18 protein-coding genes are annotated in these 17,517 nt (G+C 71.4%); 9 read left to right on the top strand and 9 right to left on the bottom strand.

The window, feature by feature from the left end:
* Window positions 1-70: 70 nt before the first annotated feature.
* The 3 genes from OG285_RS29555 (at window position 71) to mshC (ending at window position 2,843) form a co-directional block, all read left to right on the top strand.
* Window positions 71-661 (top strand): DUF3090 domain-containing protein, encoded by a 591-nt coding sequence (locus OG285_RS29555; protein ID WP_356829652.1) that lies wholly within the window; start codon window positions 71-73, stop codon window positions 659-661.
* A complete protein-coding gene (locus tag OG285_RS29560; protein WP_356829650.1) occupies window positions 625-1,443 on the top strand; it encodes an SCO1664 family protein in 819 nt (272 codons plus the stop codon). The genes OG285_RS29555 and OG285_RS29560 overlap by 37 nt, the downstream gene beginning before the upstream one ends.
* A gap of 170 nt (window positions 1,444-1,613) precedes the next feature.
* Window positions 1,614-2,843, top strand: coding sequence for a cysteine--1-D-myo-inosityl 2-amino-2-deoxy-alpha-D-glucopyranoside ligase (gene mshC, locus OG285_RS29565; protein ID WP_356829648.1), 1,230 nt, complete (start codon window positions 1,614-1,616; stop codon window positions 2,841-2,843).
* Between the two features lie 107 nt (window positions 2,844-2,950).
* On the opposite strand, the gene OG285_RS29570 is transcribed toward mshC, so the two are convergent.
* Complete coding sequence (locus OG285_RS29570) at window positions 2,951-3,988, bottom strand: PAC2 family protein (RefSeq protein ID WP_356829646.1); 1,038 nt, start codon at window positions 3,986-3,988, stop codon at window positions 2,951-2,953.
* Between the two features lie 286 nt (window positions 3,989-4,274).
* On the opposite strand from OG285_RS29570, the gene OG285_RS29575 reads away from it, so the two are divergent.
* From OG285_RS29575 to OG285_RS29595, 5 genes are all read left to right on the top strand, one after another.
* Window positions 4,275-5,600 carry an enolase C-terminal domain-like protein gene (locus OG285_RS29575; protein WP_356829644.1) on the top strand — a complete coding sequence of 442 codons (1,326 nt, stop codon included), beginning with the start codon at window positions 4,275-4,277 and terminating at the stop codon, window positions 5,598-5,600.
* Window positions 5,597-6,376, top strand: a complete 780-nt coding sequence (locus OG285_RS29580; protein WP_371792692.1) for an SDR family NAD(P)-dependent oxidoreductase — start codon at window positions 5,597-5,599, stop codon at window positions 6,374-6,376. The genes OG285_RS29575 and OG285_RS29580 overlap by 4 nt, the downstream gene beginning before the upstream one ends.
* Window positions 6,377-6,467: 91 nt before the next feature.
* On the top strand, window positions 6,468-7,505 hold the full coding sequence (locus OG285_RS29585; RefSeq protein ID WP_356829640.1) for a sugar ABC transporter substrate-binding protein: 1,038 nt from the start codon (window positions 6,468-6,470) through the stop codon (window positions 7,503-7,505).
* Window positions 7,506-7,507: 2 nt separating this feature from the next.
* A complete protein-coding gene (locus OG285_RS29590; RefSeq protein ID WP_356829638.1) occupies window positions 7,508-9,043 on the top strand; it encodes a sugar ABC transporter ATP-binding protein in 1,536 nt (511 codons plus the stop codon).
* On the top strand, window positions 9,040-10,074 hold the full coding sequence (locus OG285_RS29595; RefSeq protein WP_356829636.1) for an ABC transporter permease: 1,035 nt from the start codon (window positions 9,040-9,042) through the stop codon (window positions 10,072-10,074). Before OG285_RS29590 ends, OG285_RS29595 begins: the two co-directional genes overlap by 4 nt.
* 55 nt (window positions 10,075-10,129) lie before the next feature.
* Here the strand turns inward: OG285_RS29595 and OG285_RS29600 are convergent, their stop codons facing one another.
* A complete protein-coding gene (locus OG285_RS29600; protein WP_164265741.1) occupies window positions 10,130-10,801 on the bottom strand; it encodes a FadR/GntR family transcriptional regulator in 672 nt (223 codons plus the stop codon).
* A gap of 196 nt (window positions 10,802-10,997) precedes the next feature.
* Here OG285_RS29600 and OG285_RS29605 point away from each other — a divergent pair, with 196 nt between their 5' ends.
* Window positions 10,998-11,564, top strand: coding sequence for a MarR family transcriptional regulator (locus OG285_RS29605; protein ID WP_356829633.1), 567 nt, complete (start codon window positions 10,998-11,000; stop codon window positions 11,562-11,564).
* Here OG285_RS29605 and OG285_RS29610 read toward each other — a convergent pair.
* From OG285_RS29610 to OG285_RS29640, 7 genes are read right to left on the bottom strand one after another with little or no spacing between them, the layout of a single operon-like run.
* The gene (locus tag OG285_RS29610) at window positions 11,558-12,583 is read right to left on the bottom strand and encodes an aromatic ring-hydroxylating dioxygenase subunit alpha (RefSeq protein WP_356829631.1); all 1,026 of its coding nucleotides are present in this window, start codon (window positions 12,581-12,583) and stop codon (window positions 11,558-11,560) included. The genes OG285_RS29605 and OG285_RS29610 overlap by 7 nt on opposite strands.
* Before the next feature lies 1 nt (window position 12,584).
* On the bottom strand, window positions 12,585-12,809 hold the full coding sequence (locus tag OG285_RS29615; protein WP_371792693.1) for a recombinase-like helix-turn-helix domain-containing protein: 225 nt from the start codon (window positions 12,807-12,809) through the stop codon (window positions 12,585-12,587).
* A 28-nt stretch (window positions 12,810-12,837) separates the two neighbouring features.
* Window positions 12,838-13,785 carry a PDR/VanB family oxidoreductase gene (locus tag OG285_RS29620; protein WP_356829629.1) on the bottom strand — a complete coding sequence of 316 codons (948 nt, stop codon included), beginning with the start codon at window positions 13,783-13,785 and terminating at the stop codon, window positions 12,838-12,840.
* Window positions 13,786-13,795: 10 nt separating this feature from the next.
* Entirely contained in the window at window positions 13,796-15,421 is a 1,626-nt protein-coding gene (locus OG285_RS29625) for a thiamine pyrophosphate-binding protein (protein ID WP_356829627.1), read from the bottom strand.
* 10 nt (window positions 15,422-15,431) lie between these two features.
* Window positions 15,432-16,220 carry an SDR family oxidoreductase gene (locus OG285_RS29630; protein WP_371792694.1) on the bottom strand — a complete coding sequence of 263 codons (789 nt, stop codon included), beginning with the start codon at window positions 16,218-16,220 and terminating at the stop codon, window positions 15,432-15,434.
* A gap of 17 nt (window positions 16,221-16,237) precedes the next feature.
* Window positions 16,238-16,978 (bottom strand): SDR family oxidoreductase, encoded by a 741-nt coding sequence (locus OG285_RS29635; RefSeq protein ID WP_371792695.1) that lies wholly within the window; start codon window positions 16,976-16,978, stop codon window positions 16,238-16,240.
* Window positions 16,978-17,499: a cupin domain-containing protein gene (locus tag OG285_RS29640; RefSeq protein WP_356829621.1), complete on the bottom strand. Its 522-nt coding sequence runs from the start codon at window positions 17,497-17,499 to the stop codon at window positions 16,978-16,980. The genes OG285_RS29635 and OG285_RS29640 overlap by 1 nt, the downstream gene beginning before the upstream one ends.
* Between the last annotated feature and the right edge of the window lie 18 nt (window positions 17,500-17,517).

A 17,517-nucleotide genomic window follows, 5' to 3' on the forward strand; every position in this document is an offset into this window, starting at 1 on the left:
GCTCCGCACAGTAGGGTGGGCGGGCCGTAAACCGGACCACCTCGCAGCCGAACCCCATGGAGATCAGGACGTGTCCCGTCAGGTGTACTTCTACGACCCGCCGGACCGCTTCGTTGCCGGTACGGTCGGGCTGCCTGGGCGCCGTACGTTCTTCCTTCAGGCGTCGTCCGGCCCCCGCACCACCAGCGTCGCGCTGGAGAAGACCCAGGTGGCCGCGCTCGCCGAGCGCATCGACGAACTGCTCGACGAGGTGGTGCGCAGGACCGGGGGCAACTCCCCGGTGCCCGCGGTCGCCCCGACCGAGGTCGGTGACACCGCCCCGCTGGACGCTCCGGTCGAGGAGGAGTTCCGCGTCGGCACGATGGCGCTCGCCTGGGACGGCGACGAACAGCGCATGATCATCGAGGCACAGGCGCTCGTCGAGCTGGACGCGGACACCGACGAAGACCTCGCGGAGGCCGAGGAACGGCTCCTCCAGGACGACGAGAACGGCCCGCCGATGCTCCGCGTACGGCTGACCGGCGCGCAGGCCAGGGCCTTCGCCAAGCGCGCGCTCGACGTCGTCAACGCGGGACGGCCGCCGTGCCCCCTGTGCAGCCTGCCGCTCGACCCGGAGGGACACGTATGCCCGCGCCAGAACGGATACCGCAGGGGGGCGTGACGGCCACCCGGCTCCTCCTGGAGGGGGAGCTGACGGTACGCGGACGGGTGCGCGAGGCATCCAACGCGGTGCTGTACTGCTCGGTCTCGTACGAGGGCCGGGAAGCGGCCTGTGTGTACAAGCCGGTCGCCGGTGAACGGCCGCTGTGGGACTTCCCCGACGGCACGCTCGCCCAGCGCGAGGTGGCGGCGTACGAGGTCTCCGAGGCGACCGGGTGGGGATTCGTCCCGCCGACGGTGCTGCGCGACGGACCGTACGGCGAGGGCATGTGCCAGTTGTGGATCGAGTCCGCCGCCGAACCGTCGCTGCTGGGCCTCGTCGAGGACGACGAGCCCGCCGACGGCTGGAAGGCCATCGGCTTCGCCGACGTGGGCGAGGGCAGATCGGCGCTCCTTGTGCACGCCGACGACGAGCGGCTGCGGCGGCTCTCGGTGCTCGACGCGGTGATCAACAACGGCGACCGCAAGGGCGGCCATCTGCTCCCGACGGACGAGGGGCGGCTCTACGGCATCGACCACGGGGTCACCTTCAACGCCGACGGCAAACTGCGGACGCTGCTGTGGGGATGGGCGGGCGAACCGCTGACCTCCGAGACGGCCGGGGTGCTGGACCGGCTCGCGGAGGCGCTGGCGCCCGGCACGGGGCTCACGGAGCGGCTGGCGGGGCTCATCACCGGGACGGAGCTGGAAGCGCTGCGGGGGCGCGTGGAGGGCCTGCGGAAGGCCGGACGGCACCCCGTACCGAGCGGTGAGTGGCCGGCGATCCCCTGGCCGCCTGTGTAGGGGCAAGGGGATCCAGGAGCGGGCGCCTTTTGCGCCACCCCAGTCCCGTCGGTCCCGTATCGGGCAGGCCCCGTATCACGGGGGCACCTCACCCGCGCAAGAGTGCCGATTCGGCCAACGTCACTACTCCGGTTCGTTCTCTGAACTGACGTCCGGTTACGCTCGTGTACATGTATGCCTGGCCCGCTTCTGAGGTTCCCGCCCTGCCCGGCAAGGGCGCCGACCTCCAGATCCACTCCACCGCGACCGGCGGACGAGTCACCCTCGACCCCGGCCCCGTCGCCCGCATCTACGTCTGCGGCATCACGCCGTACGACGCGACGCACATCGGTCATGCGGCGACCTACAACGCGTTCGACCTCGTTCAGCGCGTGTGGCTCGACACCAAGCGGCAGGTCCACTACGTGCAGAACGTGACCGACGTGGACGATCCGCTGCTGGAGCGGGCCGTGCGCGACGGTGAGGACTGGACCGAGCTCGCGGAGCGCGAGACGGCACTCTTCCGCGAGGACATGACCGCACTGCGGATGCTCCCGCCGAAGCACTACATCGGAGCGGTCGAGGCCATACCGGGCATCGTGCCGCTCGTCGAGCGGCTGCGGGACTGCGGGGCGGCCTACGAACTCGACGGCGACGTCTACTTCTCCGTGGAGAGCGACACGCACTTCGGCGAGGTGTCGAACCTCGACGCCGAGGCGATGCGGCTGCTCTCCGCCGAGCGCGGTGGCGACCCCGACCGCCCCGGCAAGAAGAACCCGCTCGACCCGATGCTCTGGCTGGGTGCCCGTGAGGGCGAGCCGAGCTGGGACGGCGGCTCCCTGGGCCGCGGCAGGCCCGGCTGGCACATCGAGTGCGTGGCCATCGCCCTCGACCACCTCGGGATGGGCTTCGACGTCCAGGGCGGTGGCTCCGACCTGGCCTTCCCGCACCACGAGATGGGTGCTTCGCACGCCCAGGTGCTGACCGGCGAGCACCCGTTCGCCCAGGCCTATGTACACGCCGGCATGGTCGCCCTGGACGGCGAGAAGATGTCCAAGTCCAAGGGCAATCTGGTCTTCGTGTCGAAGCTGCGCCACGACGGCGTGGACCCGGCCGCGATCCGGCTCGCCCTGCTGGCCCACCACTACCGCTCGGACTGGGAGTGGACGGACCAGGTCCTGGAGGACGCGGTGGAGCGGCTCGGCCGCTGGCGCGCTGCTGTCTCCCGGCCCGACGGACCGTCCGCCGACGCCCTGGTGGAGGAGATCAGGCAGGCGCTCGCCGACGACCTCGACGCACCCGCCGCGCTGCGCGCCGTCGACCGCTGGGCGGCTCTTCAGCAGTCCGGCGGCGGTACGGACGAGGGCGCGCCCGGCCTGGTGTCGCGCGCCGCCGACGCCCTGCTCGGCGTGGCCCTCTAGCCCTCGGCGAGAACGCCGCTTCCACGCCGTCGCCCCCGGACCCCAGCAGTGGGGTCCGGGGGCGACGTCCGTTCGGCCGGGGTGTGCCCGGGCCTCCCGGGGCGGTGTCACTCCTCCGAGGGGTCCTCCGGGCCGTTCTCCTCGTCCGTCGGCCGGTCCTCGGTGGGCTTGCCGCTTCCCGGGTCGGGGCGCTGCGGCTTCGGGGGCCGGGAGCGGCTGCCGGGGCCGGAGCTGTCCCGCAGATAGCTGCTGCCCTCGCCGCCGTCCGTGGCGTGCCCGCCGCCGGCCTGGCCCGGGCCGGGGCCGCCGTCACGGCGGCGCAGATACCGCTCGAACTCCCGCGCGATGGCCTCGCCGGACGCCTCGGGGAGCTCCGCGGTGTCGCGTGCCTCCTCCAGCGTCTGGACGTACTCCGCCACCTCGCTGTCCTCCGCGGCCAGTTGGTCGACCCCGACCTGCCAGGCCCGTGCGTCCTCGGGCAGTTCGCCCAGCGGGATCCGCAGGTCGATCAGGTCTTCCAGCCGGTTCAGCAGGGCGAGCGTCGCCTTCGGATTGGGCGGCTGCGACACGTAGTGCGGGACGGCGGCCCACAGGCTCACCGCCGGCACACCGGCGTGGGTGCACGCCTCCTGGAGGATGCCGACGATGCCGGTCGGCCCCTCGTACCGGGTCTCCTCCAGGTCCATCGTCCTGGCCAGGTCCGCGTCGGACGTGACTCCGCTGACCGGCACCGGCCTGGTGTGCGGGGTGTCACCGAGCAGCGCGCCCAGGATCACCACCATCTCGACGCCCAGCTCATGGGCGAAGCCCAGGATCTCGTTGCAGAACGAGCGCCAGCGCATGGAGGGCTCGATCCCGCGGACCAGTACCAGGTCGCGGGGCTTGTCGCCGGTCACCCGGATCACGGAGAGCCGGGTCGTCGGCCAAGTGACCTTGCGCACCCCGCCGTCCAGCCACACCGTGGGCCGGTTGACCTGGAAGTCGTAGTAGTCCTCGGCGTCCAGCGCCGCGAACACCTCGCCCTTCCACTCCCGGTCCAGGTGCGCGACCGCGGTGGAGGCTGCGTCGCCGGCGTCGTTCCAGCCCTCGAACGCGGCCACCATGACCGGGTCGATCAGCTCGGGAACCCCCTCGAGCTCGATCACCCAGTGCCTCCCTCCGAAGTTCTTCTCTTACGCACCAACCTTACGGCGTTCCGCATGCCCCGACGCAGCCCTTGCACACGGCTCCGTTCACCCCGGCGTGCGTTCCCCCGCACACCCCGGCACCGCGACAGGCCGTTCCGACAGTCTGCCCATATCGCGTCGATTCATCCGAGCTGTACCGGCAAATTTCGTCCCACCCCTGGACGGTATGGCATGTGCGGGGCTATACATCGGATGACAAATTAAAGGTCCGATGTTCTTACCCGTTCTTACCAAGGGAGTGTGGATGAGTCCGACCGTCACGGGGTTCGAGGTCCACGACATCCGATTCCCCACCTCGGAACAGCTCGACGGCTCGGACGCCATGAACCCGGACCCCGACTACTCGGCGGCCTACGTGGTGCTCAGCACCGATGCGCCGGGCGGTGTCGCGGGACATGGCTTCTGTTTCACCATCGGGCGCGGAAACGACGTCATCGCCGCCGCCATCGAAGCGCTGCGGCCCTACGTGGAGGGGCGTCCCGCGCCGCTCACCGCCGCCGGGCTCGCGGAGCTGCACCACGATCTCACCCACGACTCGCAGCTGCGCTGGCTCGGCCCCGAGAAGGGTGTGATGCACATGGCAGCGGGCGCCGTCATCAACGCCGCCTGGGACCTGGCGGCCACCGCGGCGGGCAAGCCGGTCTGGGAGTTCCTGGCCGGTATGAGTCCGGAGGAGCTCGTCTCCCTGGTGGACTTCCGCTATCTGACCGACGCCCTCACCCCCGACGAGGCACTCGCCATCCTGCGGGCCGCCGAACCCGGCCGCGCCGAACGGGCCGCCCTGCTGCGCGCCGACGGCTACCCCGCGTACACCACGTCGCCCGGCTGGCTCGGCTACTCCGACGAGAAGCTGGTGCGGCTCGCCCAGGAGGCGGTCGACGCCGGCTTCGGGCAGATCAAACTGAAGGTCGGCGCCGACCTGGACGACGACGTCCGCAGAATGAAGCTGGCCCGTGCGACCGTCGGCCCCGGCATCCGCGTCGCCGTGGACGCCAACCAGCGCTGGGACGTCCCGGACGCGCTGCGCTGGATGGAGGCGCTCGCCCCCTACGACCCGCACTGGATCGAGGAGCCCACCAGCCCCGACGACATCCTCGGCCACGCGGCGGTCAGGTCCGGGCAGCCCGTGAAGGTCGCCACCGGCGAGCACGTCGCCAACCGGGTCGTCTTCAAGCAGCTGCTCCAGGCGGGCGCCGTGGACTTCGTACAGATCGACGCGGCCCGGGTCGCCGGGGTCAACGAGAACCTCGCGATCCTGCTGCTCGCGGCCAAGTTCGGCGTCCCGGTCTGCCCCCACGCCGGGGGCGTCGGGCTGTGCGAGCTGGTCCAGCACCTGGCGATGTTCGACTACGTCGCCGTGTCGGGCAGCCAGGACGACCGCGTCATCGAGTACGTGGACCACCTGCACGAACACTTCACCGACCCCGCGGTGATCGAGGGCGGACGCTACCGGGCGCCCCGCGCGCCGGGCTTCTCCGCCCGTATGCACCCCGCTTCCCTCACCGCGCACCGCTACCCCGACGGGCCCGTCTGGCAGGCCCGCCGCACCACCCAGGAGGTCAACTCGTGACCATTGCACGCGACTTCGAAGGGCTCGGCGCCCTGGTCACCGGCGGGGCCTCCGGCATCGGGGCCGCCATCGCCACCGAGCTGCTCGCCCGCGGCGCCCGGGTCGCCGTACTCGATCGCGAGACCGACGGGGCACCGGACGGCACTCTCGCGCTCAAGGCGGACGTCACCGACGACGCCGCGGTACGGGAGGCGGTCGACGCCGCCGCGGCCGAATTCGGCGCGCTGCACACGGTGGTCTCCAACGCGGGCATCGGGGCCGTCGGCACGGTCGCCGACAACCCCGACGACGAGTGGCAGCGGGTCCTCGACATCAACGTCCTCGGCATGGTCCGCACGGCCCGCCACGCGCTGCCGCACCTGCGCCGTTCGGCCGCCGGCCGGCCGGGCTGCGTCTCCGTCACCCACACCTGCTCGATCGCCGCGACCGCCGGACTGCCGCAGCGCGCCCTCTACAGCGCCAGCAAGGGCGCGGTCCTCTCGCTGACGCTGGCCATGGCGGCCGACCACGTCCGGGAGGGCATCCGGGTCAACTGCGTCAACCCCGGCACCGCGGACACCCCGTGGGTCGGGCGGCTCCTCGGCCAGGCCGACGACCCGGCGGCCGAACGCGCGGCGCTCAACGCCCGCCAGCCCACCGGGCGGCTGGTCACCGCCGAAGAGGTGGCGGCGGCCGTCCTCTACCTGGCGAGCCCCGCGGCGGCGGCCGTGACCGGGACGGCACTCGCGGTCGACGGCGGCATGCAGGGACTGCGCCTGCGCCCCGCCGCCGGGTGAGCAGCCGCGGACGTACTGAACAGAGGCACCGCGCACCCCAGGCCGCACGGCCGACAGAGCATCAAGCGCCACTATCAAGGACGGGACACCAATGAGAGTGCGTACAACGAGTGCGGCGGCCTGCGCCGTACTGCTGGCCGTGACTGCCCTCGCGGGCTGCAACCGCGACTCCGGCAGCGGCTCGGAGGACAAGAAGGTCGGCATCGACCTGCCGCGCAGCGACAGCGACTTCTGGAACTCCTACCAGCAGTACGTCAAGAAGGGCGTCGCGGCCGGTGAGGTCAAGGCGCTCCCGCTGACCAACTCGCAGAACGACATCGGCAAGCTCGTCGCCAACGTCCAGACCTTCAGCGACCAGGGTGCCAAGGCCGTCGTCATGGCCCCGCAGGACACCGGGGCCATCGCCTCGACACTGCAGAACCTCAACAAGAAGAAGATCCCCGTCATCAGCGTCGACACCCGCCCCGACAAGGGCGACGTCTACATGGTGGTGCGCGCCGACAACCGCGCCTATGGCGAGAACGCCTGCAAGTACCTCGGCGAGCAGCTGAAGGGCAAGGGCAAGGTCGTCGAGTTCCAGGGCGACCTGTCGTCGATCAACGGCCGTGACCGCTCCGTGGCCTTCAAGTCGTGCATGACGAAGAACTTCCCCAAGATCAAGGTCTTCGAGCTGGCCACCGACTGGAAGGGCGATGTCGCCTCCGCCAAGCTCCAGTCCACCCTGGCCGCCAACCCCGACATCAACGGGATCTACATGCAGGCGGGCGGCGTCTTCCTGCAGCCCACGCTCGCGCTCCTGGAGCAGAAGAAGCTGTTGAAGCCGGCCGGCACCAAGGGCCACATCACGATCATCTCCAACGACGGCATCCCGGAGGAGTTCGACGCGATCAAGGCGGGGAAGATCGACGCGACCATCTCCCAGCCCGCCGACCTGTACGCGAAGTACGCGCTGTACTACGCGAAGGCGGCCGTCGACGGCAAGACCTTCAAGGTGGGCCCGACCGACCACAACTCCAACATCATCAAGATCCCGAACGGTTTCGAGGACCAGCTTCCCGCGCCGCTCGTGACCAAGGCCAATGTGAACGACCCGAAGCTGTGGGCCAATCAGCTGGGGAAGAAGAACTGACCATGCCCGATGCACCCGCGGTTCATGCGCAGGGCATCGTCAAGCGCTTCGGTCCCACCGTCGCACTCGACGATGTCCGCCTGACAGTCCAGCCCGGTGAGTCGCACGCCCTGGTCGGGCGCAACGGCGCCGGAAAGTCCACCCTCGTCAGCGTCATCACCGGACTCCACAAGCCGGACGCGGGGACGGTCACCTTCAGCGGTGAGCCCGCGCCCGCCTTCGGCGACACCATGGCCTGGCAGTCGAAGGTCGCCTGCGTCTACCAGAAGTCCATGGCCGTACCCGATCTCACCGTGGCCGAGAACCTCTTCCTGAACAACTTCGGCCTCGGCCCGGGTGAGGCGGGCGGCCGCTGGATCAGCTGGTCCGGGCTGCGCAAGCGGGCCGCGGCGCTGCTCGCCGAGTACGGGGTGAACGTCGACCCCAGCACCCGCGCGAAGGATCTCTCCGTAGAGCAGGTGCAGTTCGTGGAGATCGCCCGCGCGCTGTCCTTCGGCGCCCGGCTGATCATCCTCGACGAACCCACCGCGCAGCTCGACGCGCGGGGGATCCAGAGCCTGTTCACCAAGCTCAGGGACCTCCAGAGCCAGGGGGTGGCGTTCCTCTTCATCTCGCACCACCTCCAGGAGGTGTACGAGCTGTGCACCGCGGTCACGGTCTACCGCGACGCCCGGCACGTCCTGACGGCGCCCGTCGCCGACCTGGGCAAGGCCGATCTGGTCGCCGCCATGACCGGCGAGTCGGCGACGGGCCCGGTGGCCTGGCACGCGGCGTCCGGTGAGAGGCCGGCCGCGAAGGCGGGGACGGCCGAGCCCGTCCTGCGGACCGAGGGGCTGGCCGTGGAAGGCGAGTTCGAGCCGCTCGACATCGCGGTGCACCCCGGCGAGGTCCTCGGGATCGCGGGCGCGGCGGCCAGCGGCAACACCGCGCTGGGCGAGACGCTCGTCGGCATGCGCAAGGCCACCTCCGGGCGGGTCTCGGTCCGGGGCCGCGAGGTCAGGCCGGGCAGCGTGCCGCACGCCCTGAAGGCGGGGATCGGCTACATCCCGGAGGACCGGCACCGCCAGGGCCTCGTCCTGGAACGCAGCGTGGCGGAGAACGCCACCCTCACGGTCGCCGACCAGCTGGGGCCGTGGGGGACCGTGCTCCCCTCCCGTACCCGGGAGTTCGCGAGGACCATGATCTCCTCGCTGGACATCAAGACCACCGGACCCGACCAGAAGGTCTCCGGGCTCTCCGGGGGCAACCAGCAGAAGGTGGTGGTCGCCCGCGCGCTGGCCCGCGGCCCCAGCACGCTGGTGGCGGTACGGCCGACGGCCGGCGTGGACATCAAGTCCAAGGACTCGCTCCTGGGCGTGGTGCGGCGGGTCGCCGACGAGGGCAACGCCGCCGTGATCATCTCCGACGAACTCGACGACCTGCGGGTGTGCGACCGGGTGGTCGCGCTCTTCCACGGGCGGGTGGTCGCCGAATACGACAGTGGGTGGACGGACGGGGAACTGGTCGCCGCCATGGAAGGTGTGGGGGAGCGGGCATGACCGACACGATCCGGCCGGTGGCGGCCGAGGAGACCAAGGGGCAGGTGAGCCCGGTACGCGCCAGGCTGGCGCTGATCCGCTGGAGCGACTTCTCGCTCGTGCCGGTGATCCTGGTGCTGATGGTGATCGGGTTCATCGTCTCGCCGGTGTTCCTGACGTCCCAGAACCTGATCAACGTCATCCAGCAGTCCTCCGAACTCAGCCTGCTGGTGCTGGCCCAGGCCTTCATCCTGATCTGCGGGCGGATGGACCTGTCACTGGAGTCGACGATCGGCATCGCGCCGGTCATCGCGCTGTGGCTGGTCCTGCCCTCGTCGGGGGACCGGTTCACCGGCCTCGGGCTGCTGCCCGCCTGGACGGCGATCCCGCTCTGCCTGCTCGCCGGGCTGGCGATCGGCGCGTTCAACGGTTTCCTGATGCTCAAGCTGCGGGTCAACGGCTTCATCGCGACGCTGGGCATGCTGATGATGCTCCGCGGGCTGCACATCGGGATCACCGAGGGCAAGTCGATCATCGAGGTCCCCGCCTCGTTCAGCTACCTGGGCCGGGCCTCCTGGCTCGGCGCCCCCGCCGCGGTCTGGATCTGCCTGGCGCTGTTCGCCGTCGGCGGGGCCGCGCTGGCCTGGACCCGGCACGGCCGGTCGCTGTACGCGATCGGCGGGAACCCGGAGGCGGCCCGCGCGGCCGGTATCCGGGTGGACCGGGTCACCTGGATCGTGCTGGCGATCGGCGGGCTGCTCGCGGCCTTCGCCGGAATCCTCTACACCGGCCACTACGGTTCGGTCGGCGCCGCGCAGGGCAAGGACATGATCTTCCAGGTCATGGCGGCCGCGGTCATCGGCGGCATCGGGCTGAAGGGCGGCCGGGGCACCATCTTCGGCGCGCTCACCGGTGTGCTCGCCCTCCAGCTGGTGGTCAATGTCATGACGCTCGCCGGGGTGCCCGGTCAGTGGGAGACGTTCCTCAACGGCGCGATCATCATCATCGCGCTGATCGCCTCCCGCTTCGCGAGCGGTGAGGAGCAGGACTGACGGACGCACCCCGGGACTGGGGCCGGGAGCGCTCCCGGCCCCGGCCGCGCCGTACTCACAGGGTCGAGCGCAGCCACTGCTCGACACTCGCGATGTGCACCGTCGCCCAGGACCTGGCCGCTTCGGCGTCCCGGTCCCTGAGCGCCGTCAGGATGGCGCGGTGCTCGTGGAGCGTACGGCTCACCGCGTCCTCCTGGGTCAGTCCCCGCCACACCCGGGCGCGGGTGGTGGGCCCGGAGAGGCTGTCGAGCAGGGAGCAGAGCACCGAGTTCCCCGAGCTCTGCACGATGCCCCGGTGGAACTCCAGGTCGCAGGCGACCAGTTCCTCCACGGACGGCTGCGGGCCGAGCGCGTCCAGCTGGGCGCTGAGCGTCTCCAGCTCCTCCTCGCCGATGCGGTGCGCGGCCATCGCCGTCGCGGCGGGCTCCAGGATCCGGCGTACGGCCAGGAACTCCAGCACGGTGTCGTCCCGGTGGAAGTCCACGACGAAGCTCATCGCTTCGAGCAGCAGCTGAGGGTCGAGACTCGTGACGTACGTGCCGTCGCCCTGCCGCACATCGAGGATGCGGATCAGCGACAGCGCACGCACCGCCTCGCGCAGCGAGTTGCGCGAAAGGCCGAGCTCCGCGGCGAGTTCGCTCTCCTTGGGCAGCCGGTCGCCTGGCCGCAGTGCGCCCGAGACGATCATTTCCTTGATCTTCTCGATGGCCTCGTCGGTCACAGCCATGGGAACCTCGCCTCAACAGACATCCGATGTATCTGCTGATTATGGCTCCTCCGGGCCCGCTCGTGCACGCGGGTCCGCGGAACCCGCCGGATCAGGCCGTCCGCCACCTGTGCGGACCTGTGTCAGCTGCCATATTTCAGGGCTAAGATTTCATCCTTGTATGACGTTGTGAGCGGTGACAGGGAGGCTGCGGCGCATGGCCGGGAAGAAGGCGGCGGGGGCACATCAGGATGCTGTCGCGTCCATTGTGGCGGACTGGGCGAGGGAGCGCCCCGAACTGGACACCGCGCCCCTGGAGGTCCTCGCCAGGCTGCACCGCACCTTCCTCCGGTACAGCACCCGGCTCACCACCGCGATCGACCGGCACGGACTCTCGGTGGCGGGCTTCGACGTACTGACCGCACTGCGCAGGTCCGGTACGCCCTACCGGCTGACGGCGGGCCAGCTCGCCGACTCGGGCCTGGTGTCGTCGGCCGGGGTGACGCTGCGGATCGACCGGCTGGAGAAGGACGGCCTGATCGTCCGGGAACGCGACGCCGAGGACCGCCGCGTCGTCTACTCGCGGCTCACGGACGCCGGGCTGGCCAAGGTGGACGAGGTGTTCGCCGAGCATCTCGACAACGAACGCCGGATGCTCGGCGGCCTCACCCCCGCGGAGTGCCGCCAGCTGGCACGGCTGCTCTCCCGTCTTGAGCGGTCCATCACCGGCTCGGACACGGACCCCGGCCCGGCCGGCGCGCAGGGCGCCCCCGGCGGTCAGTGAGCCGGTGCCGCGGCCTGCGCCTCGGCCTCCGCCCGGTACATCCTGCGCAGCCGGACCACGCCCAGGTCGTGCTGGTACAGGTTCTCCCGCTGGTCGGCGTCGGCGGGCATCGCCTCCAGCATCACCCGGTCCTGTTCCAGCACCGCCCAGTGGCGCTTCTCGATCAGGGTCCGGTAGAGGAAGCGCCAGCTGTCCCGCTGCCAGCCCTCGACCTTGCGGTAGCGCCAGAAGAAGACGCCCGTACGGTTCTCGTCCACCGGGCAGACCATCCCGACGATGCCGAACGGGCCCCCGGGGCCCGCCGACGGCGGATACGGGATCGACAGGTCGACCCAGTCCACACCGGTCCTGCACAGTTCCACCCAGTCGAAGTTGACGCCCCGCTGGTCGGTCTTCTCGAAGAAGTAGCCGCGGTCCGTCTCGCGGATGCGGAACTTGGCCGTGGTGTCGCCGTCGAACATGGTGTGCGACTCGTGGTGCAGGAACGCGCCGTGCATCGGGTCGAGCAGGTTCTCCACCGCGTACCGCCAGGGGCCGTTCCACTCCGCGTAGCAGAGGAACGAGTCGGTGTCCGGGTCGGTGAGCGGCTCCGGCAGCGTCAGCGGCGCCGGTTCGGGGTGCTCGTCGTCGCCGAAGTACGCGAGCACCGCCCCGCCCACCTCGCGTACCGGCAGGCTCCTGACGAGCTTCTTGCCCTCCAGATTGCAGCCGGGCAGCCCGGGCACCGAGGAAACCGTACCGTCGGTCTCGATTTCGAGCCCGTGGTACCAGCAGGCCACCCGGTCGCCCAGGTGCTTGCCCAGCGAGAGCGGTGCGCCGCGGTGCGGGCAGCGGTCGGCGAGCATGCTCAGCGTCGAGTCGGAGCGGCGGAACAGCAGCCACTGCTCCCCGAGCACGGTGACCTTGCGCATGGCGCCCGGCGCCACGAAGCGGGAGGGCACGACGGGGTGCCACTGGTTGCGCAGTCCGGTGGCGTAGATGTGGTCGGCGGTGAGGCGGTCGGCAGGCGAAGTGGTCATGTCACGCTCCCAGTCGGTTGATCTCGTCGCGGAAGGACCGCTCGGTCCACGGGGCGCCGTCGGGGGAGTGCACCTGGCGGGCGTTGAGTCCCCGTACGATGTCGGCCAGTTCATGGCCCTCGTGGGTGAAGACCTCTTCGAGCGCCGAGGCCAGCCGGTACTCGTAGGGGGTGGGCTCATGGGTGCGCGACTGATGTACGTCCAGGTAGGGCCAGTCGGTGGTCATCGCGGAGTCTCCAGAGGGGTTCGGGGTTTCACAGGTCGAGGACGAGAGGGCCGGAGGCGCAGCGCGACACGCAGATCATCATGGTCGCGTTCGACGCGTGCTCGGTGTCGCTGAGGACGAAGTCCCGGTGGTCCGGGGTGCCTTCGAGCACCCGGGTCTCGCAGGTCCCGCAGATGCCGTCCCGGCACGAGCTGCCGACCGGGATGCCCGCGGCTTCGACGGCCGCCAGGACGGAGGTGCCGCTGCCGACCGTGACGGTGACGCCGGACGCCCGGCACTCCACGTCGAAGGCCGTGTCGTCACCGGCCGGCTCGACGGCCGGTGCGGCGAACCGCTCCACCCGCAGCAGTCCGGCCGGACAGGCCGCCTCGACGGCGGCGAGCAGCGGCTCGGGCCCGCAGCAGTAGACCAGGGTGCCGGGCCCCACACCGTCCAGCGCCGCCGCCAGATCGATGTGGCCCAGCTCGTCCTGCGGGTGCAGGACCACATTCCCGCCGCCGAGCGCGGCCAGTTCGGAGCCGAACGCCATGGAGGCCCGCGTCCGGCCACCGTGCACCAGGGTGTACGGAACGGCCCGGCGACCGGCCTCGCGGGCCATCGGCAGGATCGGGGTGATGCCGATCCCGCCCGCGATGAAGACGTAACGCTCCGCCCCGTCCAGTGGGAAGTGGTTCCGCGGCCCGGTGGCGGTGACCCGCCGGCCGGGGCGCAGCCGGGTGTGCACGTACCGCGAACCGCCGCGCGACGACGGCTCGTCCAGGACGCCGATGCGGTAGCCGGACAGGTCGTGCGGGTCTCCGCAGAGCGAGTACTGCCGGGTGAGCCCGCCGACCTCCAGGTCGAGATGGGCACCGGGCTCCCAGGCCGGCAGCGGTTTGCCGTCCGGGTGGACGAGGCCGACCGAGAGGACCCCGTCGGCCTCCAGGGTCATGGTGCGGACAAGAAGTTCGAGCCGGGGTTCGCTGGGCGCGTCCATGGTGGCCTCCCTACGCCGTGGGGATCGTGACGGGCGGGGTGAACGGGTTCTTCATCGGGCCGAGCGCGGCCAGATCGACCTCGACGAGCACCGGCCCGGCGGACGCCACCGCCTGTTCGAGTACCGGGTGTGCGTGGCCGGGGGCCGCGATCCGGGCGTACGGGAGGCCGCAGGCGCGGGCCAGCTGTTCGAAGTCGGGTGTGGCCAGATCGACCCCGGACCGCCGCTCGCTGTAGCGGTCCTGCATGTTGCGGAGTACGCCGTAGCCGCCGTCGTTGAACACGACCAGCGTCAGGGCCGGGCGCTCCTGGGCGAGCGTGAGCAGTTCGCCGAGGTGGACGGCGAGGCCGCCGTCACCCGCCAGCACCACCGTGGGGGTGTCCGGCCGGGCGAGCGCCGCTCCTATGCCCATGCCGAGGCCCTGTCCGATGCCCCCGCCGCGCGGGAAGACATTGGACCGGGGGTCGTACATGTCGAGCAGCCGGTTGCCCCAGCTGCTGGAGGCGATGGTGACATCGCGGGCGACGACCGCCTCGCGGGGCAGTACGGCCCGCAGTGCGTCGCAGACCGCCGCCTGTGGGCCGATGGAGTCGTGCAGCAGGGCCCGTACCTCCTCGCGCACGGCCGTGACCCGGGCCGTCCAGTCCGGTTCTGCCGCACGCGCGTGCGGCAGCAGGGATTCCAGTACATCGGCCGCCCGCCCGTGCAGGGCGTGACGCGCCGGGTAGACACGGCCCGGTGCGGCCGGGTCGACATCGAGCTGGATGTGGGCCGGGGGCAGTTCGAGGGTGTAGTCGGCGGTCTCGTTGGACCGGAAGTGCGTGCCGACGGTGAGCAGCACGTCCGCCTCGGCGAGCAGGGCGCGCCCCGCCGGGGTGGTGGCGAAGTTGCCGATGACCGCCGGGTGGTCCTCCGGCACCGCTCCCCGCCCCGAGTTGGACGTCAGCAGGCCCGCGCCTGTCGCGGCGAGCAGCGCCGTCAGCTGCGGCCCGGCGCCGGTCGCGCCGCCACCCGCCCAGATCAGCGGGCGCCGGGCGGATGCCAGCAGCGCTGCCGCCGAGGCGAGTTCCGCCGCGTCGGGCACCGGGTGCGGGCGTTCGCCGGGCACCGCACCGGTGTCGGTCTGCGCCGTGTACTGGAGATCCACCGGCCACTCGACGCTGCCGGGTCCGCCGGGAGCGGTGAGCGCGGCCCGGGCCGCCTCGCGCAGCAGACGGCCCGCGTCATCGGCCGATGTGACGGTCGCGGCGTAGGCGGAGACCGCGCGCAACATCGCGAGCTGGTCCCGGGTCTCATGGATGAAGCCGCGCCCGCCGCCCAGATAGGCGCTGTCGATCTGCCCGGTGACGTGCAGGACCGCTGTGCCCGAGCTGAGCGACTCGATGAGCGAGCCGGCCGCGTTGCCCGCGCCGGTGCCCGTGGAGGTGAGCGCGCAGCCGATCGAGCCGCGCGCCCGGCCGTACGCGTCGGCGGCGCTGACGGCGGTGGCCTCGTGCCGCACGGGCACGAAGCGCAGCTCCCGGTCGACGGCCTCGACCAGCGGCAGGTTGTGCACGCTGACGATGCCGAAGACCGTGTCGATGCCGAGTTCGCGCAGGACGGCGACGAGGAGATCGCCTCCGGTGGTGTAACGCATGGTGGTCTCCTCAGAGGATGGAGCGGCCGACGCCGCCGCAGACGTCGACGGCGGTGCCGGTGATGTACGAGGCGCGGGGCGAGAGCAGGGCCACCACCGCGTAGGCGACCTCTTCGGCGCGGCCGAGCCGGCCGAGCGAGACCCCGCGGTCGGCGGCCAGTTCCGCCTGCCACCGCTCGTACGGCTGCGAGGTGCCGGACGCCGTGTGGCGGCGGGTCCACTGCCCGGTGTCGACCAGGCCCAGGCAGACCGAGTTGACCCGGATCCCGTCCGGGGCCAGCTCCTGCGACAGGGACTTGGAGAGGTTGAGGATCCCGGCGCGTGCGGCGCTGGTGGTGATGAGCCGGGGTTCGGGCTGCCTGGCGAGTACCGCGTTGATGTTGACGACGGAGGCGACCGGCGAGGCGCGCAGCAGGGCGAGCCCCGCGTGCAGCGGGTTCAGGACGCCGGCGAACTTCAGCTCCAGCTCGTCCCGCCAGTCCTCCGCCGTGCTCTCGGCGAGGCTCTTCATCCGCGACTGGCCGGCGTTGTTGACGAGCCCGTCCAGCGCGCCGAAGTGCTCCGCGGTGCGCTCGGTGAAGCGGCGGACCGCTCCGGCGTCCCGGACGTCGCAGACCCCGGTGAGCAGCCGGTCACCGCCCGCGCCGAGACCGGCGGCGGCCGCGGCGAGCCGGTCGGCGTCGCGGCCGCAGGTGGCGACGTTGGCGCCTTCGTCGAGCAGGGCGCGGACCGTGGCCAGGCCGACGCCCGAGCTGCCGCCGGTGACCAGTACGGTGCGGTCGGCGAGGCACAGATCCATATCAGTTGCTCCGAGGGTCAGTTCATGGTGAAGCCGCCGTTGACGGCGATCACCTGTCCGGTGAGATAGCGGGACTCCGCGCCCAGCAGGAACGAGACGAGCCCCAGCAGGTCGTCGGGGCGCTGCGGGCGTGAGATGGCCCGGTTGGCGCGGTACAGCTCATGGCGCTCGGCCGGTACCGAATCGGTGGCCTCGCCCTCGGTGATGCCGGGCGCCACCGCGTTCACGGTGATGCCCCGGTCGCCGAGTTCCCGGGCCATCGCCCGGGTGAGCGCGATCACCGCGCCCTTGGACGTGACGTAGTGGGCGAGCCGTACCGAGCCGTACAGGGCGGCGTCGGACGCGAGATGGACGATGCGCCCGCTCTCGCCGTGCGCCAGCAGCTGGGGCAGCAGCGCCCGGGAGACCAGCCAGGGGGAGCGGGCGTTCACGGCCATCAGCCGGTCCCACTCCGCGACGGTGATGTCCTGGAACTCCTTGCCGCCGACACCGTTGGCGAGCGCCGCGTTGTTGACGAGACCGTGCAGCGGGCCGAGACCGGCGACGGCCGACGCGAGGGCGTCGACCGAGGCGGGGTCCGCCACGTCGCACGGTACGAAGTGGGCGTCGAGCCCCTCGTCGCGCAGCGCGCGGACCGCCGGTTCGCCGCGTTCCGGGTCCAGTTCGGCGATCACGGTGCGGAAGCCGTCCCGGCCCGCCCGGCGGGCCATGGCCAGTCCCAGGCCACGGCCGGCGCCGGTGATGACGACGGTGCGCATCAGTCGCGGGTCACGCCGTGCATCGGCGAGTGCTCGGGGTAGGTCGGGACCTGCGGCTTCTGCGTACCGATGACGACGCAGAACAGCGCGTCGGTGTCGCCCTCGTTCTTCAGGGAACGTGCCACGCCCGCCGGAACCACGATCATGTCGCGGTAGCCGAGCGTGCGGTACTCGGACTCGTCGTCCCCGCGGTGGATTCCGACGCGGACCCTGCCCTCCAGGACGAAGAAGGCCTCCTCGACGTCGTGGTGGGTGTGCTCGGGGCCCTCGGCGCCCGGCGGCAGCAGCATGTTGGAGAAGGTGAAGCCGCCGGACGGCAGGATCCGGTTGTCGCCGTCGTGGTTGCCGGTCGCGCCGGAGCCGACGTAGCGGATCTGCGCGCGCCGGTACTGCTCACCGGCCTTGGCCTGGAAGGCCAGGGTGTTCCAGTCGGGCTCGCGGGAGTCCTTGGTGGCGATCAGCGAGTCGGTGTAGCCGGCGAGGTCGCCGCCGTTGTCGTACTCGGTGGTGGTGACGGGCATGATGTGCTCCTTCTTCGT

This window comes from Streptomyces sp. NBC_01471 (assembly GCF_041438865.1).
Lineage (GTDB): Bacteria > Actinomycetota > Actinomycetes > Streptomycetales > Streptomycetaceae > Streptomyces.